The organism is Chryseobacterium sp. 22458 (assembly GCF_052044975.1).
In the GTDB taxonomy this organism is placed as follows: Bacteria; Bacteroidota; Bacteroidia; order Flavobacteriales; family Weeksellaceae; genus Chryseobacterium.
The window spans coordinates 962,482-983,213 of record NZ_JBQEOA010000001.1 but is presented as its reverse complement, the minus strand read 5'-3'; the positions used below and the strand labels follow the sequence as shown (position 1 = coordinate 983,213).

Here is a 20,732-nt window from a genome sequence, read left to right as displayed (position 1 = left end):
AGAATCAAATTTAACCATTTTAAAGTAGAAAAACGAAATTAACATCTGTAAATAGCTTAAAAAACAGGAAGATTTTAGAATTTACATCAAAATTATTACTGTTTACAGAAGTTAAATATATGAGATTTTATACAAAAACATTAATTAACAAACGTAACATTGTTAAACGCTACAGTTTGACAAAATGTCTGTGGATAAAATTGTGAATTGCGAATAATTTAATTTAACATATTTAATTATTTATATATCAATTAGTTACAATCTTTAATTCAATAATATTTATAAGTTTACTTGAAGTAGTAAAACCCTCTATTTATGCCATATAGGCATTATTTTATTAAACATATAGAATGGAGATAATTCAGGTTATTTATGCATTTTAACAAATGTAAATCATCAAAATATTCAAAATTTGCCATAGCAATAACTTTAAATATCATTTTTATATACTTAAAGAGAAACCTAAGCCAAATTTGTTAAAAGAACGTTAGCTAATAATCAAAATACTCCAAAAAGAGCATTAAAAAAGTAATATTTACACCTGTAATTTAATTTTGTATACCCTTATAACATGCTTTATACGTGCATTTAAGAAATTATTAAAGGCTTTCCCGCTTATTGATGATACAATATTGCAAATTACCAATGTAAACTGTAAGAATAAGAGTTTTATCAGGAAAAAATTTGCCCTTTAAGGGTATTATTTACATTTCTAACCCTAAATTTAACATAAATAACAATTAAAGGCACCAGGGAAATTTAATAACAGAATCTGTTGTTTATCCTCCTAAATAATAGAAAACATTTGTCATTAATCCATAATATACTGTTTTATAATACCTTAATTTTAATTTACATCTGTATACACAATTAATTTTTATTTATTTACATTTGTATTTTGCATTTGTAAATTTATTGTTTTACATTTGTAACATAATTAAAGACTTATTTTTATGAGTTTAAACGAAAGAATTTCAAAAGTTATAGAGTACTCCAATCTTACACCTTCAGAATTTGCGGATGAAATAGATGTGCAGCGTTCTTCCATTTCGCATATTACTTCGGGAAGAAACAAACCTTCTCTGGAGTTTATCATAAAAATAAAATCCCGTTTCCCTGAACTTCTTTGGGACTGGCTGGTTACCGGTGAAGGCGAAATGCTGAAGCAGGAATTACCGGAAACAGAAATTCATGCAAAATCTGAAGAAGAAAAGGTACAGCCTACTCCTCTGCCTGATCTGTTTACGATGATCAATGAAGATCATGAATTTGGAGCTGATGAAAGAGAGGATGAAGCGCCTCAGACAGGTTCCGGAGAATCGTTTATACCGTCCCCAAGTAAAGCTACGGAACAAATATCCGATTCTCAGCGATTAGCAGATACTAATGAAAATATACTTATGCAAGCACTTGGAAATCAATCCGGTAAGATAAAACGTATTGTTCTGTTCTATGAAAACGGAAAATTCGAAAGTTTTGAACCATAAAAAACCTGACCAGAGAAGATTTGGTCAGGCTAAAAAATATTTGAAGAAGAAAACTAAAGCTATTGCTTTATTAATTTTGTAATTTTGGCAGGTCCGCCATCATTATTTATTTTGAGAATATAATTTCCTTTTGGTAAATCTGATACGCTGTATTCTTCCGAACCTTGCATCGATCTGATCACTTTACCGGAAACATCTATAATATCTACAGTACTTATTTTCATTCTCTCGGGATTATTGATTTTAAAATGATCTTTTACCGGATTCGGATATACCTGTACTCTGTTGTCATACTGCATCGTTTCTTTTGTTCCCAGTGAAACTGAAGTATAAGTAATCACAAAGGGCATATCTAATGGATAATCCGGAGCTGTAGCAGGCAATCCGTCATCTATAATGGAAACCCATGTTCCTGCCACTGCATTAAACTGTTTAGCATTAAAAGAAGGTAATCCACGTGTATCAGCAAGTGTAACAGGAGGAAAAAAGCCTCCACTTGCCGGCACTACATTTTGAAGCTGATATTTCACCCAATATGTTCCCGGACCTAATGTAACAGGTGTATTAGCCGTTATTTTCCATATTTTTCTGTTGGTAAGAGGGCTGACAACTGAAGTAGGAACACTGGAGTTTCCAATTCTGTACATACCTCCATCTACCCCTGCCGTGAACCGGTTGGTGGTATCATCTCCAAAAACGCTTACCGCACCAGCCACAGACGGATCTGAACTGTATATATTTACTCTTGCTGTATTAAAAGGCGCAGTGGTTCCTGCATAGCTTGTCTGATATGCAAAAAAATCAATCGAAGTGATTTGCCAGTTGCTACCGGCCGGGATTGTAAAATCATCAGCCAGAAAAAGACTGGATGCAGCTGAAATATAAGTTCCTCCCAATCCCAAGCTGGTGTTTGTTTCCGTAGTATTTCCAGTATTATTCTGTAATTCAGACCAGGTATAACCGGCAGGTGCAGCCGCACCACTTTTAGAAGTAGCTCCAGTACTTATACCTCCATTCATATAGGTTTGTGAGAGGGCAAAATTAGCCACCATACAGGCAGCGAGAAGTAAAGTTTTTTTCATGTCTTTAGTTTTTATTGTTTAATCAAATATAAAAAATTAAAATCAAATTAACAATAGAAATTAATTTATTTTATCAAATAAATAACAATATCAACAATTAGACTAATCATTGATAATATCAATTAAAGGATTACAAATTGCTTAATCCATAATAAACATTGCATTTTATTCAATTAACTCCAACAAAAAAGACCCGCAAATTCTGCAGGTCTTTTCATTTTTTATAACAATATTTATTGCTTTTTTCTTCTTTCCAGTTCTTTTTTGATAAGACCAAGCTCTCTCCCAGTCTGTCCGGCGACAGAGGTGTTTTCCTGGGCTCTTCTTGTAAGATAAGGCACAACATCTTTTACAGGTCCATATGGAAGATATTTGGCTACATTATAGCCTTTATCTGACAAATAGAAGGTAATATTATCACTCATTCCGTAAAGCTGCCCGAAATAGACGTGTGGATTATCATTTTCCAAGGTTTTTGCCTTCATTTTATCCATGATCAGCTCTGAAGAAATTTCATTATGCGTTCCAAAGAAAGCGGATACTTTATCCAGATGGTTCATCACAAAGTCAATTCCTGCATTGTAGTTTCTGTCAGATGCTTCTTTAGTAGGCTGTATCGGGTCTTCATATCCTTTTTCTGCTGCTCTGGCTCTTTCCTTCTCCATATAAGCACCACGAACGATTTTATATCCGATGAAATAGTTCTTTTCTCTCGCTCTCTGAAGATGTGCTTCCATATATTCCAGCCTTTTGGTTCTGTACATCTGGATGGTATTCCAAACAATAGGTTTCTGCTGGTTGTACTTCTCCATCATCTCTTCACAAAGGTGGTCTGCTGCATCCTGCATCCAGGTTTCTTCAGCATCTACCATTACTTTTTTATCATTTTCATGGCAAAGACTGCATACCTCATCAAATCTTTTTACTACTCTTTCCCATTCTTCTTTCTGGCTTGTCGTAAGCTCTGCTCCTTTCCCAACAGCTTCATACAGATCTATTCTTCCGAAAGCGGTAGGTTTAAATACAATAAAAGGAATCGCCGGATTTCCTACTGAAAACCTCACAATATCCTTGATCTCCTTACATACTGCATCAAAGGTTTCCTCATCTTCTTTCCCTTCAATGGAATAATCGAAAATGCTTCCAACTCCCCTTTTGAAAAGCTGTTTTACCACTTTCATACTTTCTTCACGGGTTTCACCACCACAGAACTGCTCAAATAAAGTTTTTTTCACAATTCCTGTAACGAACGGAAAATTGTTGTGTACAGTGAAATTAAGAACAGAGGTTCCAAGGCTGGTAAGAGCAGGCTGTTCAATCATTTTAAACATCCAGTAAGCCTTTCTCAATTGTGCATCAGACTTGTCTGCAAATGCAACTTTGGTATCATTAAAAATGGGCATTCCTATTTATTAAATTTAGTTATGCAAAGGTAATAATAACCTCAGTTTATTTAAAGAATTTTTTTTATAATTTATGCTCTATCCCGTTTAGAAGCATTGCAATAATTCCTACGAAAACCCAGAATCGTAACAGATTAAGAGTAAGGAAGTTGCTCTTTCTGGAAGCATTCAGAAAAAGATAGATGCAGAAGATCATAACAAACAGGCCTCCTGCAAAGTAATAGGCCATGAATCCGGAAACTCCGGTTTTGGTAATGATTTTCATCGAAACGGCCATCGTGATCAGTAAAAGGGAGATCAGAATGATCTTTGTATTCCTGCTTTTAAAATAATTGGGAATAGTAATGTATCCGAATGTTTTGTCAACACTTCTGGTAAGGGTATCTTTTACAATATCAATGCATAAAAGGATAAGAAAAAGGAAAACCGCCATCAGGAAAACTTTTTTGGAAAAGGTTTCATAGTAAACCATCATTCCAAAGAACGGATATAAGGTAAGGCTTACAAAGGTAAGATTGTTTAAAATCAGTATCCTGCTCAGCTTATGGCTGTAAAACCACATAAAGAACTGATACACCAGGAAAAAAACAAAAACATTATGGGAAATTGCCCATGCTACTCCCAAAGAAATGGCACTTAATCCCAGATAAGCATATAAAAAATATTTCTGCTTGATGAAACTCTGAACTCTTGTGCGGAAAGGTTTTACAATATGATCTTTCTCCAGGTCATAGAACTGGTTGATAATTCCGCCTGCCAGAATGGTAAGAACCGTACAAAAAATAATCCCGTGAACTTTGAAATCGAATACGAAATTTCTGAAAGATTCATCCTGATTAAAAAGGAAAAATGTAGAAACATATAAGGCAAATGTCAACAGAGCAGCTACAAAAAAACGTGCTCCGAGCAAAAAGCCCACGAATTGTGAAAATCTGTAAAATAGAGATTTTGAAATATAATTTTTAGATTGGAAAGTTTCCTTTTCAGAATTCATTCCAATCTGTTTAAAATCTGTAAATCACCTCTTTTTGGAAACCGTCAAGCATTTTTTCAGCTTTTTCATAGTCTTTGGTAAATCCCAGAATATATCCGCCACCTCCGCTTCCGCAAAGTTTCAGGTAATATGCATTGGAATCCAGACCTTTTTTCCAGATATTGAAAATACTTTCAGGGATCATAGGGCGGAAATGTTCATAGGCCCAATGGGAAAGCTTTTTCAGGTTTCTGAAAAACGGATTCATATCTTTTTTAAGGAATGCATCAATACATGCATTGTTATAACGAATAAACTCTTCTTTAAGGGTTTTACGGAAACCTTCGGTCTTCATTTTTTCAAAGAAGATCTGGATCATAGGCCCGGTTTCTCCGGTAATTCCGGAATCGATCAGGAATATAGCTCCTTTTCCTTCTTCTCCGTCAGGAATAGAAACCCTGTCTAAATTCTCTTTGTTTTCAATAAGAATCGGTAGGTTCATATAGCAGATCAAAGGATCCATACCTGAACTTTTACCATGGAAATAACTCTCCATTTCACCGAAAACGGCTTTTAATTTCTTAAGGTTATCTTTTGAAATGTTTTCAGGATTCAGTTTGCTGATAGAATATTTTTCAAAAATAGCGGCTACCAGAGCTCCTGAACTTCCTACTCCATATCCCTGGGGAATGTTGGAATCAAAGAAAAGTCCGTTTGAAATATCATCTTTGAAGCTTTCAATATCCAGTTTAAAATCATCAGAAAGATCAAGCGTCGTAAGAAAATCTGAATATTTCTGCAGATGTCTGTTGGAATTAAGCTCAAATTCAGAGCTTAGATCTGAAAATTTTAAAGTTCCCTTATAGAAGCTGTAAGGTACTACAAGCCCCTGGGAATCTTCAATCATTCCATATTCTCCAAACAGGATTATTTTTGCATAAAATAAAGGGTTGGTCATATTGACAATAAATCTTTTTGCAAAGTTAAAAATTATTCCGCTGAATATAAGCAAAACTCAGGCCGAATATCAGCTATTTTATTTTATAACTCTGGTTAATGCTCTAAAATAACAAAAAAGCCTGAGAATTTCAGGCTTTTTAATCATAATTATTGAGATTTACTGTTTGATGAGTTTCTTGTTGATGGTTTGCTTCTCCGTTTCAATCGTTATCACATAGTTTCCGGTCTGGATTGCTGAAAGATTGATATCCTGTTTGTTTCCTTTTAAAGAAGAATCTGCGGTCACCAGTCTTCCGGATTCATCATAGATTCTGTACGCTTTTAATGCTTCTTTTGAAGAAATAGTGATTGTATTTCTGGCAGGATTCGGATAGATACTTACTGTATTATTTTTCACATTTACATCTTCAACTCCTAAAACAGCACAAGAGAAACCTGCTTTCCATCCGGTACCATTTACTTCCGGATCGGACACAAATTTTACGGTAATTGCTCCTGAAGGATCTGTAGAGGTAAAAGGCCCTGGGATTGTATTTCCGGACAGTTTATTTCCATTGGGAAATAGCGGTGAAGCTGTGGAAGGTCCGTTGTACACATACATAAAATCATAATCCTGCTCTGTCCCGAATTCTGTAAATGTCATGGTCATGGATGAACCTGACGCCGGATAGAACGTTTTTACAATTTCCTGGTTATTTCCATAGTTTCCGCTGGCACCTCCTGTATCAAGGAACTGATCTCCTTCACACCAGGCTGCATCTGTCAGGAATAATCCAGATTTCTGATAATACGTTTCATTGGCGCATGGCCCCACCGCTTCTATTTTATAATAGGTTCCCGGCTGAAGGCTGGCAATATTGAAATTCGCAGTGTTTGTATTTCCTGTGGTCACAGTGGTTCCGTCCAATTTGGTCACTTTATATTTCCATGAGGAAGATATGGCGTCTGTGATCAGTATACTGGCTGAATTCTGCGTGGTAGAGGTAGCAAGAACAGAAGAAATACTAGGAATACATGATGTTGTGCAGTTGGTTCCTAAACAAGGTTTGGAATCAATTGTATTTCTGATCAAAGCAGCCGGCTGATCTCCAAAACCGTTGCTGAAGTTGATTCCGATTCCGGGCATCAGATGGCAGTAACTCATAATGGTACCTGAAGCCGGAAGTACATTGCTCGTACAGGTCAATCCTTCATTTGTTATGATGGATGGCATTGCTGTAGGCCCGCACCAGTCGATCGGGGTATTGTTTCCGTTCCATGCACAAGCGTGGGTATGCGGAGACCCTAAACTATGTCCCATTTCGTGAGTCATCGCCTGAATTGTCCATGAATATACCGGTACATTGTTATAGGTTTGGTTGATTCCTGAATAGGCATGTGCATAAGTTTTACACAGTGAATTCAGGTAAGCTACACTCGTTGTGCTCGGAGCATTGATCAAATGAGCAAGATCTCCGTTAAAAACCTGTCTGTTGGCAGAAAATTTGGCTAAGTTATTGCCTGGGGTTCCTGTATAAGGGTCTGCTGTGGTCCAGATGTAAACCTCATTCAGAGCGGTTCTTATATCGTCATTGGTATAAAGGGTAGCTATGTTATTATGAACAGCCGTAATCCAGTTGGTAACCGTTGTTGTATTGGAACCATTATTCTGATAAGGCTTATAGCAGATTTCATAATAAATCCTCACACAATTTTGTGTTAAAGTCTTTTTCTGGGCCAGACCAGGGTCATAGGAAATTTTCTGACCCTGATTTTCTTTCAGTTCATCAATGCCGCAGATAAAAGGGTTTGTTCCGGTCAGCTTTGAGTCTGAATAACTTACAAAGTCATCAGCATTTTTTGCTTTTCCAAGCACAATATTTCCCAGTTCAGGAGTAGAAGCCACTCCTGCCACATCATTATCAAAGAAGCTGAAAGCCACCACAGAGCTGTTGTTTCCTTTTACAATTCCCTGATAATATACTCCCGGCGTATAATTTACCGTTTTTCCTTTGTTGGTCACTACTTTGAAATTGTTTGTGAAAATCTGATTCTTATACATTTCAACAGTGATCTGCTGGTTTCCGTTAAAAGGAAAGGAAATTTCAATAAATTCAGGTTTTTCAGTGATCAGCCTTTTCAGTTCGGCAGATTTCAGAGAAATAACAGTGATATCTGTTGCAGCCCGTCTGTATTCTGTCAATTTATCTGAAGCCAGATTGACTTCAAACAAATCATATTTTTTTATTTCAGTTTTTCCGGTATGGTAGTCTGATACTTTTTGAGCTACCGGTCTCAATTTTTGAGAAAAACTGAGAATACAGCATTGCAGAAAGCAAAGCAATAGAATTTTTTTCATAGTCTTAATAATTAGGTTTACTTTTCACAAATAAACAAAAAAAATCAAAACATAGTGAAAAACAAATATTATTTAATAATATTCATAATAAACATTGTAACAAATAAAGCAAATAGATTAAATAATTGATTTTAATTCATTTAAAATAAAAAAGACGTTAAAAATAACGTCTTTCATTTTTATAAAGTTTCTCTGTCTTTTCGCATTTTTACTTTCAGAAATCTGATGAGTATCAATCCGGCTCCAAAGAATACTGTCATTGACAATGCTGCAATCCGCATATTATTAAAATGCTCAATGAGAGTTGCAAAAATAAATGTACCGATAATGATGGCAATCTTTTCCAGTACATCATAGAAGCTGAAATAGGTTGTATTTTCCATAGAATTTTCCGGAAGCAGCTTTGAGTAAGTGGATCTCGACATCGCCTGAAGACCTCCCATTACTAAACCTACAACGGCAGCTACTCCATAGAACTGGTATTCTACGGTAGGATTTTCTTTATTTAAGAAATAGGCCCATAGACAAGCTACAATCCATAGGAAAATTGCGATTGAAATCACATTCCTGTTTCCAATTTTTCTGGATAATCTTGAGAAAATCACCGCACCGATAATGGCTTCAATCTGAATGACCAGAAGGGTTCCGATCAGCTTATCCTGAGCAAGATTGATTTCACTTTTCCCAAATAAAGTGGCCATAAGGAAAATAGTCTGCATACCCACACTATAAAAGAAGAAACTTGAAAGGAAAAACTTGAGGTTTCTGTCTTTAAAGAGCTCACCTCCCACTTTGAACAGTTCATGGAAGCTTTCTTTTGCAATATCTTTATAGAAGCTCATATTGTCTTTCAATACTTCGAAGAAACCGCCCTGCTCTTCATGTTTTTTGAAGATGTTCTTGTAATTCAGCAGTACAAGATCTTTAGGAAGCTTGTCTTTCACGTCCCCAAACTGAGGAAGGTGCTTAAACGTATATTGAGAGAATCCGAACCACCATGCTCCGGTTAACAGGAAACTGATTCTTGTAAATAAAAGCTGCTGTGCCGCTCCTTTAGCAAAAACCTGGATCAGGACTAAACAAATCACCACCAATACTACAGAACCGATATATCCGTACACATATCCTCTCGCAGAAAGGGCGTCCTGACGGTCCGGAGTTGCAATATCCGGAAGGAATGAGTTGTAAAATACCAAACTTCCCCAGAACCCGACACTTGCTGTAATACTGAAGAGAAGTCCCAGAAACACATTATGCATTCCTGTAAACATAGCCAATCCCATACAGGATGTTGCTCCCAGATAACAGAAGAACTGCAGGAATGATTTTTTGTTTCCGATGGTATCTGCCAATGAAGATAAAAACGGAGATAATAATACTACGATAAAGAATGATATTGTAAGTGAATATCCGTATACGGCATCCGGCTGGTATTCTTCTCCAAAAATTTTGATCATATGCCTTACCGGAACATCGATCCATTTTTTGGTTTCCGCTACATATTCTTTCTTTTCATACGCTGTGGTAAGAATGGAATAATAAATAGGGAAAATGGTAGAGGTAATAACCAGGGAGTACACGGAGTTTGCCCAGTCATATACAGCCCAGGCCTTCATAATCTTCGGATTATTTTTTATGTTTTTAGGCTGTCGATTCTCAGTTTCAGACATTTCAAATATATATTAGTAGCACAAAAATAAAAAAACCATTAAGAAATGGATGATTTTTTAAAAAAATTATCGATTCCTTAATGGCAATATATTCTGAAACAGAATATTAGATATTTTCAATCACAATCGCAGAAGCACCTCCACCACCGTTACAGATCGCAGCAGCGCCATATTTTGCGTTGTTTTGTTTTAATACGTTGATCAGTGTAACGATGATTCTTGAACCTGAACTTCCCAGTGGATGTCCTAAAGCTACAGCACCTCCGTTTACATTTACTTTGGAAGCATCTAATCCTAAGATTTGATTGTTGGCCAATCCTACTACCGAGAAGGCTTCGTTAAATTCAAAGAAATCGATGTCTGATACTTCTAAACCAGCTTTTTTAAGAGCAATTGGTAATGCTTTAGCTGGAGCAGTCGTGAAGTTTTCAGGTTCCTGAGCTGCATCCGCATAAGAAACGATCTTTGCCAAAGGCTTAAGACCTAATTCTTCCATTTTTTCTTTAGAAACAAGAATCAATGCAGAGGCTCCATCGTTCAAAGTAGAAGCATTGGCAGCCGTTACTGTTCCTTCTTCTTTTTTGAATACGGTAGGAAGGGTTGAAATTCTGTCGAAGTTCACTGCTTTGTATTCTTCATCTTCAGCAAAGATTACAGGTTCACCTTTTCTCTGAGGAATAGAAACCGGTACAATTTCTTCGTTGAATTTTCCTTCACTCCATGCTTTTGCAGATCTTTTGTAAGATTCTACAGCGAAGTTATCCTGATCTTCTCTCGTAATGTTATAGTCAGTGGCACATTTTTCTGCACAAACACCCATATGTACTTTGTTGTATACGTCTGTAAGACCGTCAAGCACCATTCCATCCTGCATTTTGATATCACCTAGCTTTGTAGCCACTCTTGCGTTATAATAGTGTGGTACCAAAGACATATTTTCCATACCTCCTGCAACAATTACCTCTGCATCTCCGGCTTTGATTGCCTGAGCAGCCATCGTTACCGCTTTCATTCCTGAAGCACAAACTTTGTTGACTGTAGTAGAAGGGGTATTGATTGAAAGACCTGCTCCCAGAGCTACCTGACGAGCCGGCGCCTGTCCTTCTCCTGCCTGTAAAACATTCCCCATATAAATCTCCTGAACATTCGCAGGATCTAAACCGATTTTATCTAATGCTCCCTTTACAGCAGTAGCTCCTAATTTTGTAGCCGGAACTGTTGACAAACTTCCCATAAAACTTCCCATTGGTGTTCTTACTGCGGAAACGATGAATACTTCTTTCATGTATATAATTTTTATTTTTAGCTTAAACAGAACGGTTGTTCCGTTGTATAATTAAATTTATTTTACTTTTATGTATACCATGTCAAACTGAGATCCTTCAATCTTAGTATTGACCTTAATGAGGTTGTCCTGGGTGGCTACGACTTTATTATTGAAAACATCTCCTATCTGGGCAGGGTCATCCTTATCAGACTTTTCTACAACAACCGCTTTATAATTGCAGTCGTCCACAAAAACCAATGTAGACTTTATATAATCTTTGCCATTGTTGAAATACTCGGTTTGCACATTATCTTTAATGATCATGTGCCATATAGCTTCCGGGTAGTTGGCCCGTAAAAATTTACCCTCTTTGATATGGGCACATTTAGCAGGATTATCCGGCTTTTTCTCTTCTGTTTTCTGAGCCTGAACCTGTGCAGCTGTTATCAGAAGCAACATTCCTGCTGATACTATTTTTAAAAACTTCATATTCATATCTGCGTTCGTTTATTTACTGTTTTATTGCTTCCCGCAAGAACCATCATGAATGCTCCTAAAAATTCTATGATCCATCCCCATTTCAGCTTAACCACTCCGGAAAATGTTTCTCTCCAGGATTTGAAAGGTAAAAAACTGAAATACTGCAAAGACTGCACCTTCACTGCTACGAGGGTAAATGCAAATAACAGAATCAGAAGAATTCCGAAAAACCTCACGATTTTTGTATTGCTATTTACAATTCCGAAAACAGCGCAGGCAGCAAAGATCCAACAGGCAATAGCCAGATAGTGATCAAGTTTCCAGTAGTTCCAGTTTCCAATGACAGGAACATGCACCAAGGGTAAAAAACTCCCTATGATCACCAATAACAATCCTAATAACTGAATATTTTTCATATTTACTAAAGTGCCAAAATACAAAAAAAAACACACTTTTAAAGAGTGTGTCTTAAAAATAGGTTTTTACTGTACAAACGTTCGTTAGTTTTAAAAAAAACCGAATAAAATCATCTAATAACTAAAAATAAGCCATATTTATTATCAAATTAAAAATTAACATTTGCGATTTCTATCCCAATCTGAAGGCCATATTTTTTCTTCAGCAAAGCATTGTTATTAAACGCAGGGGTAAAGTCTTTCTGGATGAACAGATTAAAACCGTAATAGCTGATTCCCAATTTCCCGCCCACAATAAAATCATTCACTCCATGGGTTACTTTTTCTCTTTCAACGATTCTTCCTGAGTTTTCATTGGAATACTTTGAATAATTGACGGTCCCCATTCTTACACCGCCATACACGCCCAAAATGAGACACAGCTGATCCTTTCTGTTGTCTAGGTATTTAACGCCTTCATAGTCTTTATATTTAGGATTTAAAACAAATTTCAAATCTGCAGGAATGGTCAGGTAAGTATTATATAATGTACTTTTTTTAAGGTTTCCCCGGGTAAACTCCTGTATAAACAGCATATTATTTTCCTGCCTGAAAGACAGTCCGTACTTTGGAGTATAGAGATCTGACCTCATCCCCAATCCGAAACGATAAAAAAACGGGCTAGTATATCCTCCGATCTGGTTTCCGTACCATAATGCCAACTGCCAGGAGTCTATGATGGTATTTCTCATATCAGAACCTCTGTTGTAAAAGGCAAAGGGTTCATTTTTGGAAGTAAGCCCTGCTCCTCCCATACCAACAGATACCTCAATAGTTTCCAGATAATTTTTAGGGTTATTATTTTTCTTTTGCTCATTGAGCTTCATATTCAATCCATTCAACCCAAACCAGAACTGGTTCCTGCCTGATTTTGCAGAATCCCGGGACTTGAATACGGCATCTTTCACCAGTTCTTTGGTTACAGCTTCAAGATCCTGTTTTTCAGCTTCTACTTTTTCATTAATGATCTGTTCATATTTTGATGCAATGGCAGTGCGTTGTTGCTGTTTTTCGTCAGACGAAATCTTGTTTTCTTTGAAATTTTTATCAATTTTATCCAGTTCCACGTTCATTTTGGCTTTTTCAGCCATGACAATACTGTCAATTTTTTTAGAATACAGGTTCAGATTATTTTCCGGAGATTCCTGAGCAAAGCTATAGCTAAAAGCCATAGCAGCCGCTACACCTATAAGTTTTGTTTTCATATTATTGGTTTATTTTCAGACATATTTGTTCTCTGTCCCTGTTTTGGGGCAGTTTTTCATGATAAAAAAGTATTTGTTATTTACTTTCCAGAGAATCGGAATAAACGGTTACTCCAAATATCTTCAGGGTATTGGGACTTTTGATCTTAATCTTTGTCATATCCAGGGCTCCGAATTTTCTGATATCTGTCCTGTTTTCTTCCCGCTTCTTATCAAATTCTCTTCCGAGCAGCAATTCATCGGCTTTGATATACTCAGCTTTTTTAGCCATATTTTTGTTATCCGGAATGTTATTTAAATTCCTTTCCGGCAGCGGAACATTTATTTCAGAATGTTTAAGAATTATATTTTCTTTTTCAATCAATTCCGGTTCTTTATTTTCCCAGATATATTCCGGCTCTGAGGGTTTAGAATTAATACTTTTTGTGAAATGGTCCTTATTATTGTTATCCTGTATCTTTTTAACTTCGGTGATCTGTATTTTGGGTAGAGACAAAGAATTGCCGCCCGTTTCAATAACCTTCTTTACTGGATTCCTTTGCATGGTCTTACCTATTTTACCGGTATGACGGGTTTCATTGAAATAAAGCAACATACTGGATGAAAATAACAGAATCAGCACCGCAGCATACCTCAACCACTGAAAACGTTTTTCAGGGCGTACAACAGGGCTTTCCGGCCTTCCCTGCTCTATCCTGTCCCAAAGATCTGCAGAAGGCTTTATTTCAAGCGCTTCATAGTCAGATTTTAATTGTTTCAGTAGTTCTTTTTTCATTTTCTTTTGCTTTTAAAAATTCGATAAGCCATTTTTTCGCCTTGCTTAGCTGGCTTTTACTTGTGCCTTCAGAGATATTCAGAATTCCGGCAATCTCATTGTGTTTTTTTTCTTCAAAGACATACAGGTTAAAAATAAGTCTGTACCCTACCGGCATCTGAGTAAATATTTCTTCAATATTGATTTGTTCCGGACAGTCTTCATCTTCGTTTTCACTGTACTCATCTGCTGTTTCCATATCTGTATAGAGTATATTTTTATTTTTCCTGATAAAACTAATGGAGTCGTTCACGACAATTTTTCTGAGCCAGAACGGAAAACTGTTCCAGTCCCGGCATTCATCCAGTTTAATGAAACATTTCATAAATGCATTCAACAGGATATCTTCTGCATCATGAAGGTTGTTGACATAAGAATTCGCAATGGCCAGCATTTTTGCCGAAAACATATCGTAAAGAGCTTTTTGCCCTTTCCGGTCCTGCTTTTTTGCCAGTAAAAAATTCTCTTCGAGTCTCTTCATGTATGAGTTTCTATCTATAAGACGTTATCTTTTGTAAAAGGTTGCCTGAAAACAAAAAAATTGCACTTTTTTTCAAAAGTGCAATTTAATATTTTTAAGAATCGTGATTTTAAATTAATGTTTTACTGATGAAACATCTTCCGGATTATGTTTGTGTTTAAACAATAGCCCAAAGAATATTGCCAGTACTAGCGCATAGATGGCGAAAGAAAGCCATATCTGCTGCCAGTCTTTTACCATTACCACAGAGGAAAGAGTTCCGTCTGAATTAACAGCAGCATTGAAGCTTTTCTTCAGGATTCCAAGAAAGGTAGGATTATCCGGTGTTGTCTGTAAATAGGTAGATAAATCTGAAGCTGTCGTAAATTTATGGGTAAAGAACTTATCAATAGCCCATCCTGCGATATAGCTTCCAAAAACGGCTCCGAAACCATTGGTCATCATCATAAACAATCCCTGCGCTGAAGAACGGATTTTTTTATCGGTAGTTGTTTCTACGAAAAGTGATCCTGAGATATTAAAGAAATCGAAAGCCATTCCGTATACAATACATGAAAGGATGATCAATGAAAGTCCAAATCCATCCGGAACGCCATAAGCAAAGAATCCGAATCTTAAAACCCATGCCAGCATAGAGATCAGCATTACTTTTTTGATTCCGAATTTTTTCAGGAAGAAAGGAATTGCTAAAATAAACAGGGTTTCTGAAACCTGAGAAATTGACATGATAATCGTAGACCTCTTTACTACAAACGAATCAGCATATTTGGGGAAATGGGCAAATTCACTTAAGAAAACATCTCCATAGGCATTGGTAAGCTGAAGTGCAGCTCCCAACAGCATTGAAAATAAAAAGAACAATGCCATTTTATAGTTTCCAAAAAGCTTGAATGCATTTAATCCTAACTGCTCAGACAGAGGCGAATTTTTATCGATCAGCTTTTGTGGTGGACATTTTGGTAATGTAAGGGCATAAATACCTAAGAAAATGGCTACAGCCCCTCCAATATAGAATTGCCCTTCCGTATCTTTATTTCCACTCAGATTGGTGATCCACATGGCCACAATAAAGCCAATAGTACCCCATACACGAATGGGTGGGAAGTCTTTTACTACATCCAGATTATTGTTTTTCAGGATTGTATAAGAAATTGAGTTTGCGAGTGCGATAGTAGGCATGTAGAAACACATGGCCACGAGCATCACCGAAAAGAAAGAATTCGGATCTGCGGAATGAGGTAATATGAAAAGAATAACCCCGTAAAGAATATGCAGTACTGAGAAGATACGTTCCGCATTGATCCAGCGGTCAGCAATGATTCCAGTAATGGTTGGCATAAAGATGGAAGCGATTCCCATTGTTCCGAAAACAGCTCCAAACTGAGTTCCGTCCCAATGTTTTGTACCAAACCAGAAGTTTGCCATCGTAATCAGCCATGCTCCCCAGACAAAAAACTGGAGGAAACTGAGGATGGTCAGTCGTAATTTTAAATTCATAGTTTATATAAAAAGTATCTCTTTAGTCAATTTTCTTTTTCCTCCTCTTGATTTCTTCCTGAATTTCAAGGGCGGTATCGTAATCTTCTTCTTTCACGGCATCATCTAATAATTTCTGAAGTTCTTCCATAGAAAGAGATTTCAGATTTTCTTCTGTCTGTACAGTTTCTGAGAAACTTTGCTCTTCTTTTGAAACATCTTCCAGTTCCAATAAGATTCCTGCTTCATTCAGAACCTGCTGAGTAGTAAAGATAGGGGCATCAAATCTTACCGCCATCGCAACGGCATCGGAGGTTCTCGCATCAAGGATCAGCTCTTCTTCCGTCACTTTATTTTTAAAATTGATATTTGAAAAGAATACGCCATCTACAATCTGATAAATGATTACAGAAACCAACTCATAATTGGCTGAGACTATAAATTTTGTGAACAGGTCATGGGTAAGAGGACGCGGCGGATGAATGTCTTTCTCTAGTCCGAGAGAGATTGACTGAGCTTCGAAGTTTCCTATAACAACAGGTAATTTTATGTGTGTTTCTTCATGCTCCAGTAACAATGCGTACGCCCCCGATTGGGTCTGGCTGTACGATATTCCGCGAATAATTAGCTGTTTATAATCCATAGCTACAAATATAGATTAATTTTTTGTTGTGATTTCACTTTTTTACGCAAAAATAAAAGCCCGGAAAGCCGAGCTTTTATTGTATTGTTTATGATGTTCAATTGTCAATAATGAATTCACTTTGCAAATGAGTCATTTGAAACTGACCTGCGTAGTGATCTGACTGTTACCATCACTGTTTTTATCCTTTAATAGCTTTGATTTTTTCTGTCAGTGCAGGAATAATCTGGAAAGCATCTCCTACTACTCCGTAGTCTGCAGACTTGAAGAACGGTGCTTCAGCGTCGTTATTGATCACTACGATCGTTTTTGAAGAGTTTACCCCCGCAAGGTGCTGAATTGCTCCTGAAATACCTATAGCAATATAAAGGTTCGGTGCAATAGCCTTACCAGTCTGCCCTACGTGCTCAGTGTGAGGTCTCCAACCGATGTCTGAAACCGGCTTTGAACATGCTGTAGCAGCTCCTAATACATTGGCAAGATCTTCCACCATTCCCCAGTTCTCAGGACCTTTCATTCCTCTTCCTGCAGAAACAACGATTTCCGCTTCTTTAAGGTCTAATTTACCTGAACTCTGCTCATGAGAAATCACTTTAGTATCTTCATTGGCTACAGAAAGGTTTTTAACTTCTTCTGCACCTGATACTACATTTTCTTTAACACCGAAAGCATTTTGAGAAACAGTAACAATTACACCGTTTCCTTCAGCTTTTGCATGCATGAAACCTTTTCCTGAGAATGCTTTTCTCTTTACCTGGAAAGGGGAAAGGCTTTCCGGAGCTTCAAGGGCATTGGTAATTAAAGAATAGTTCTTCATTACTGCAAGCATGGGAGCAATTGATGAAGCGTCTGTAGTATGAGGGAAAACGATGATGTTTCCGTCTGCCACTTCATTTACAGCCTGAGCGTATGCTTTTGCTGAGAAGCTTTTAAGACCTTCGTCTTTGATGTTGATTACATTGGATGCTCCATATTTGTATAATAAATCTGAAGAATCTGTTGGGTTTACAGAGATTGCCGTTACGGTATCTCCTGCTTTATCTGCAACAGCTTTAGCATAAGAAACTGCCTCGAAAGCCGCTTTTTTGTAAACTCCGTTTATATTTTCTGCGTATACGAATACTGCCATTTTTTTAAATTTAAAGATTAAAAAATTAAAGAATTAAAAGATTAGATTACTTTTGCTTCTTCGTGAAGTAATCTTACCAATTCATCCAGGTTATCAGGAGAAACCATCTTCACAGCTGCTCTTGGTGGAACACTGTCATAAGATACTCCCTGAACTTTTACTTCAGAAGAAGTGGGTTCCACCACCTGCAAAGGTTTTGTTCTTGCAGACATAATTCCTCTCATATTCGGGATGATAAGGTCTTTTTCATCTACCAATCCTTTCTGACCAGCAATAATTGCCGGTAATTTTACAGAAATAGTTTCTTTTCCTCCTTCAATTTCTCTTACTGCAGTAGCTTCGCTTCCGTTTACGTCTAATCCTACAGAAGCGTTTACGAAAGGCTGATTCAATAACTGAGCTACCATTCCCGGAACTGATCCACCATTATAATCAATAGATTCTTTACCGCAAAGGATAAGGTCATAACCGCCATTTTGTGCAACAGCAGCAATTTCTTTTGCTGTAGAATAGCTGTCTTTCGGATCAAGGTTTACTCTTACAGCATCGTTTGCGCCGATTGCCAGAGCTTTTCTGATTACCGGTTCTGTAGCTGCATCTCCTACGTTGATTACAGTTACAGTTGCTCCCTGAGATTCCTGAAGTTTAACCGCTTTTGTCAATGCGAATTCATCCAGCGGATTAATTACCCACTGAATTCCGTTCTTGTCGAAAGCAGATTTATCTGCTGTAAAGTTAATTTTGGAAGTAGTATCCGGAACACTACTAATGCAAACTAATATTTTCATATGTTGTTCTTAATTTTTTTTATTGGTCATAGGTAACCTTAAGGTTTCAAGTGTACTATTTATTTTTTCTCTTCGGGCACAAAATCACGACCGTTGATGCAGAGATTTTGTGTGAATTAATTTTTGCTAATATAAATAAAAAATATATTATGCATGCATAATACTTATTAAATTATTATTCAATACATTAAATGTACTTATTTGGCTGGCTGTGTTGCCCTAAACTCTATTTTACTCGGTAAAACCCTTGGGTTCATCTTTAAAATATCCAACACCAGATTCCCCATATCTTCAGGCTGAATCTTCCAGCTGTCTTTTTCAGAAGGTACATTTCCATTAAAATGAGTGGCTACAGATCCCGGCATGATCACTGTAGATTTAATGTTATATTTTCTCAGATCAATCATGGCAGCCTGAGTAAAGCCTACCACTCCGAATTTTGAAGCATTGTACCCGGTTCCGTTTTCAAAGAAATTGGCTCCTGCCAGACTGGAAATGGTAATATAATACCCTTCAGTTTTTTTCAGTTCTTCCACAGAGGCTTTAAGGGTGTAAAAAACGCCTGTAAGATTGGTTTCAATCATATCATTCCATTCTTCGGCAGTGAGTTCATCTACGGGTTTAAATATCCCCAATCCTGCATTAGCAATGATATAATCCAGTCTTCCGAACTTTTCAACGGTATATTTTACTGCTTCCTGCTCACTTTCCAGACTTCTTACATCGGAAACAATTCCCAAAACATTTTCTGAATATTGTTTAAGCTCTTCTTCCGCTTTTTCCACATCATCTCTTTTACGTCCTGAAAACGCAACCGAAATGCCATTTTCCAGCAATATCCTGGCTATTCCAAAACCAATTCCTTTGGTTCCTCCGGTTATATAAGCTACTTTATTTCCTGACATATTGTTGAATTTTAATTTCTCTAAAATAACAAAAACGCCCCAATTGGAGCGTTTTATATGGACTAAGATTTATCAGTTATTTACTTTTTAATGAATCTCTTCGAAGTTTTACCTTCTTTAGTTTCAATATTAATAATATAGTTTCCGGAGCTCAGATGAGTAACATCTACTTTATCTCCATTCAATATACCGTTCATTTTTCTTCCTGCCAGGTCATAAACTTCTATTTTATTCACTTTAGAATCAGATTTAACCGTTAAATAATCAACTGCAGGATTTGGATAGATTGACAATCCTTCTCTGGATGCTACCATTTCATTTGTACCTAAAGTGGCAGCATTTACAAATGACAAATTAATATTATCAGCAGCAGTCTGATTAGCAACCGTATTACCGGCAGCAGTTGAAGAAATAACATAAAATCTCGCAGGTACTAAGCCCGAAACAAATGTATAGCCGGGATTTGAAAATGTAAATGTACCTTCAGGGTAAGTCCAGGAATAGGCACCTGTAGTTTTATTATATGTAAAAGAAACTGAAATCCAGGTATTGGCGGGATAAGTAGCATTTCCCAAAGAAATAGTATAAGAGTTAGCAGCTCCACTAGCGACATCCTTCAACCTTCCCAAACCACTAATTTTTTTAGTAGCATAATCATAGATCATTCCAACGACTCCAGCACCGGTAGCATCATATATAGCAAGCTGAATTCCTCCAGCACCGGTAGCTGCTCCTGTATAAAACTCCACTGAACCTTTCAAAATGTCATTTCCGGCTGTTGCTGTGGTCAAAATTTGTTTGTATACAAATCTATTGTATGTATTTGCTGTAGAGCTATATCCTGCCCCACTCGTTATTTTTAATGAATTTCCGTGTGCTGCATCTATCGTTGTAATCTGAAAATCAGCAGCGGTTCCGCTATAAATATAATAACCTCCCTGACCTGCGATTGTCCCTGTGGTATCAGAGCCCATATTACCCGCTGTGAATGAATTAAAATTTTCTGACACAATCGTCTGTCCAAAGGCACCTGAAAATAGAGTACCTGCTAATAAAAATAAAATTTTTCTCATAATGTTTTTTTTAATGTTTAATTGTCTATTTGTAAATATATATACAAAAACAATAAATAAATTACAAAATCATTAAAAATAAATTATAAAAAATTAAATTTCT

At 36.7% G+C, this 20,732-nt stretch carries 19 protein-coding genes; 1 reads left to right on the top strand and 18 read right to left on the bottom strand.

Annotated elements, in window-relative coordinates:
* The first annotated feature begins 953 nt into the window (after window positions 1-953).
* Entirely contained in the window at window positions 954-1,487 is a 534-nt protein-coding gene (locus ACTJJF_RS04305; RefSeq protein ID WP_440698801.1) for a helix-turn-helix domain-containing protein, read from the top strand.
* A 59-nt stretch (window positions 1,488-1,546) separates the two neighbouring features.
* Here the strand turns inward: ACTJJF_RS04305 and ACTJJF_RS04300 are convergent, their stop codons facing one another.
* From ACTJJF_RS04300 to ACTJJF_RS04215, 18 genes are all read right to left on the bottom strand, one after another.
* Window positions 1,547-2,569 carry a T9SS type A sorting domain-containing protein gene (locus ACTJJF_RS04300; RefSeq protein ID WP_440698800.1) on the bottom strand — a complete coding sequence of 341 codons (1,023 nt, stop codon included), beginning with the start codon at window positions 2,567-2,569 and terminating at the stop codon, window positions 1,547-1,549.
* Between the two features lie 233 nt (window positions 2,570-2,802).
* On the bottom strand, window positions 2,803-3,972 hold the full coding sequence (locus tag ACTJJF_RS04295) for a proline dehydrogenase family protein (protein ID WP_312303092.1): 1,170 nt from the start codon (window positions 3,970-3,972) through the stop codon (window positions 2,803-2,805).
* Window positions 3,973-4,036: 64 nt separating this feature from the next.
* Window positions 4,037-4,966 carry a UbiA family prenyltransferase gene (locus ACTJJF_RS04290; protein WP_312303090.1) on the bottom strand — a complete coding sequence of 310 codons (930 nt, stop codon included), beginning with the start codon at window positions 4,964-4,966 and terminating at the stop codon, window positions 4,037-4,039.
* Between the two features lie 10 nt (window positions 4,967-4,976).
* Window positions 4,977-5,903: a mevalonate kinase family protein gene (locus ACTJJF_RS04285; RefSeq protein WP_312303088.1), complete on the bottom strand. Its 927-nt coding sequence runs from the start codon at window positions 5,901-5,903 to the stop codon at window positions 4,977-4,979.
* 159 nt (window positions 5,904-6,062) lie between these two features.
* Window positions 6,063-8,243, bottom strand: coding sequence for a T9SS type A sorting domain-containing protein (locus ACTJJF_RS04280; RefSeq protein WP_440698799.1), 2,181 nt, complete (start codon window positions 8,241-8,243; stop codon window positions 6,063-6,065).
* 179 nt (window positions 8,244-8,422) lie between these two features.
* The gene (locus ACTJJF_RS04275; RefSeq protein ID WP_312303082.1) at window positions 8,423-9,913 is read right to left on the bottom strand and encodes an MFS transporter; all 1,491 of its coding nucleotides are present in this window, start codon (window positions 9,911-9,913) and stop codon (window positions 8,423-8,425) included.
* A gap of 106 nt (window positions 9,914-10,019) precedes the next feature.
* Entirely contained in the window at window positions 10,020-11,198 is a 1,179-nt protein-coding gene (locus ACTJJF_RS04270; RefSeq protein WP_440698798.1) for an acetyl-CoA C-acyltransferase, read from the bottom strand.
* A gap of 57 nt (window positions 11,199-11,255) precedes the next feature.
* A complete protein-coding gene (locus ACTJJF_RS04265) occupies window positions 11,256-11,639 on the bottom strand; it encodes a hypothetical protein (protein ID WP_440698797.1) in 384 nt (127 codons plus the stop codon).
* Between the two features lie 32 nt (window positions 11,640-11,671).
* Complete coding sequence (locus tag ACTJJF_RS04260; protein ID WP_312303074.1) at window positions 11,672-12,076, bottom strand: hypothetical protein; 405 nt, start codon at window positions 12,074-12,076, stop codon at window positions 11,672-11,674.
* A 149-nt stretch (window positions 12,077-12,225) separates the two neighbouring features.
* On the bottom strand, window positions 12,226-13,320 hold the full coding sequence (locus ACTJJF_RS04255; RefSeq protein WP_312303073.1) for a hypothetical protein: 1,095 nt from the start codon (window positions 13,318-13,320) through the stop codon (window positions 12,226-12,228).
* 76 nt (window positions 13,321-13,396) lie between these two features.
* A complete protein-coding gene (locus tag ACTJJF_RS04250; protein WP_312303071.1) occupies window positions 13,397-14,095 on the bottom strand; it encodes a hypothetical protein in 699 nt (232 codons plus the stop codon).
* The gene (locus ACTJJF_RS04245) at window positions 14,061-14,615 is read right to left on the bottom strand and encodes an RNA polymerase sigma factor (protein WP_312303068.1); all 555 of its coding nucleotides are present in this window, start codon (window positions 14,613-14,615) and stop codon (window positions 14,061-14,063) included. Before ACTJJF_RS04245 ends, ACTJJF_RS04250 begins: the two co-directional genes overlap by 35 nt.
* A gap of 114 nt (window positions 14,616-14,729) precedes the next feature.
* Complete coding sequence (locus ACTJJF_RS04240; protein WP_312303065.1) at window positions 14,730-16,112, bottom strand: nucleoside permease; 1,383 nt, start codon at window positions 16,110-16,112, stop codon at window positions 14,730-14,732.
* Window positions 16,113-16,134: 22 nt separating this feature from the next.
* The gene (locus ACTJJF_RS04235) at window positions 16,135-16,734 is read right to left on the bottom strand and encodes a bifunctional nuclease family protein (RefSeq protein ID WP_065398043.1); all 600 of its coding nucleotides are present in this window, start codon (window positions 16,732-16,734) and stop codon (window positions 16,135-16,137) included.
* A gap of 181 nt (window positions 16,735-16,915) precedes the next feature.
* The gene (locus tag ACTJJF_RS04230; RefSeq protein ID WP_440698796.1) at window positions 16,916-17,863 is read right to left on the bottom strand and encodes an electron transfer flavoprotein subunit alpha/FixB family protein; all 948 of its coding nucleotides are present in this window, start codon (window positions 17,861-17,863) and stop codon (window positions 16,916-16,918) included.
* Window positions 17,864-17,904: 41 nt separating this feature from the next.
* Window positions 17,905-18,651, bottom strand: a complete 747-nt coding sequence (locus tag ACTJJF_RS04225) for an electron transfer flavoprotein subunit beta/FixA family protein (RefSeq protein ID WP_065398045.1) — start codon at window positions 18,649-18,651, stop codon at window positions 17,905-17,907.
* 197 nt (window positions 18,652-18,848) lie between these two features.
* The gene (locus tag ACTJJF_RS04220) at window positions 18,849-19,556 is read right to left on the bottom strand and encodes an SDR family oxidoreductase (RefSeq protein WP_312303060.1); all 708 of its coding nucleotides are present in this window, start codon (window positions 19,554-19,556) and stop codon (window positions 18,849-18,851) included.
* A gap of 80 nt (window positions 19,557-19,636) precedes the next feature.
* A complete protein-coding gene (locus ACTJJF_RS04215; protein WP_440698795.1) occupies window positions 19,637-20,629 on the bottom strand; it encodes a T9SS type A sorting domain-containing protein in 993 nt (330 codons plus the stop codon).
* Window positions 20,630-20,732 lie beyond the last annotated feature (103 nt).

Excerpts from the sequence above, each read along its gene's own strand:
- ACTJJF_RS04305 (WP_440698801.1), top strand. The coding sequence starts at position 954 with ATGAGTTTAAACGAAAGAATTTCAAAAGTTATAGAGTACTCCAATCTT.
- ACTJJF_RS04300 (WP_440698800.1), bottom strand. The coding sequence starts at position 2,569 with ATGAAAAAAACTTTACTTCTCGCTGCCTGTATGGTGGCTAATTTTGCC.
- ACTJJF_RS04295 (WP_312303092.1), bottom strand. The coding sequence starts at position 3,972 with ATGCCCATTTTTAATGATACCAAAGTTGCATTTGCAGACAAGTCTGAT.
- ACTJJF_RS04290 (WP_312303090.1), bottom strand. The coding sequence starts at position 4,966 with ATGAATTCTGAAAAGGAAACTTTCCAATCTAAAAATTATATTTCAAAA.
- ACTJJF_RS04285 (WP_312303088.1), bottom strand. The coding sequence starts at position 5,903 with ATGACCAACCCTTTATTTTATGCAAAAATAATCCTGTTTGGAGAATAT.
- ACTJJF_RS04280 (WP_440698799.1), bottom strand. The coding sequence starts at position 8,243 with ATGAAAAAAATTCTATTGCTTTGCTTTCTGCAATGCTGTATTCTCAGT.
- ACTJJF_RS04275 (WP_312303082.1), bottom strand. The coding sequence starts at position 9,913 with ATGTCTGAAACTGAGAATCGACAGCCTAAAAACATAAAAAATAATCCG.
- ACTJJF_RS04270 (WP_440698798.1), bottom strand. The coding sequence starts at position 11,198 with ATGAAAGAAGTATTCATCGTTTCCGCAGTAAGAACACCAATGGGAAGT.
- ACTJJF_RS04265 (WP_440698797.1), bottom strand. The coding sequence starts at position 11,639 with ATGTTGCTTCTGATAACAGCTGCACAGGTTCAGGCTCAGAAAACAGAA.
- ACTJJF_RS04260 (WP_312303074.1), bottom strand. The coding sequence starts at position 12,076 with ATGAAAAATATTCAGTTATTAGGATTGTTATTGGTGATCATAGGGAGT.
- ACTJJF_RS04255 (WP_312303073.1), bottom strand. The coding sequence starts at position 13,320 with ATGAAAACAAAACTTATAGGTGTAGCGGCTGCTATGGCTTTTAGCTAT.
- ACTJJF_RS04250 (WP_312303071.1), bottom strand. The coding sequence starts at position 14,095 with ATGAAAAAAGAACTACTGAAACAATTAAAATCTGACTATGAAGCGCTT.
- ACTJJF_RS04245 (WP_312303068.1), bottom strand. The coding sequence starts at position 14,615 with ATGAAGAGACTCGAAGAGAATTTTTTACTGGCAAAAAAGCAGGACCGG.
- ACTJJF_RS04240 (WP_312303065.1), bottom strand. The coding sequence starts at position 16,112 with ATGAATTTAAAATTACGACTGACCATCCTCAGTTTCCTCCAGTTTTTT.
- ACTJJF_RS04235 (WP_065398043.1), bottom strand. The coding sequence starts at position 16,734 with ATGGATTATAAACAGCTAATTATTCGCGGAATATCGTACAGCCAGACC.
- ACTJJF_RS04230 (WP_440698796.1), bottom strand. The coding sequence starts at position 17,863 with ATGGCAGTATTCGTATACGCAGAAAATATAAACGGAGTTTACAAAAAA.
- ACTJJF_RS04225 (WP_065398045.1), bottom strand. The coding sequence starts at position 18,651 with ATGAAAATATTAGTTTGCATTAGTAGTGTTCCGGATACTACTTCCAAA.
- ACTJJF_RS04220 (WP_312303060.1), bottom strand. The coding sequence starts at position 19,556 with ATGTCAGGAAATAAAGTAGCTTATATAACCGGAGGAACCAAAGGAATT.
- ACTJJF_RS04215 (WP_440698795.1), bottom strand. The coding sequence starts at position 20,629 with ATGAGAAAAATTTTATTTTTATTAGCAGGTACTCTATTTTCAGGTGCC.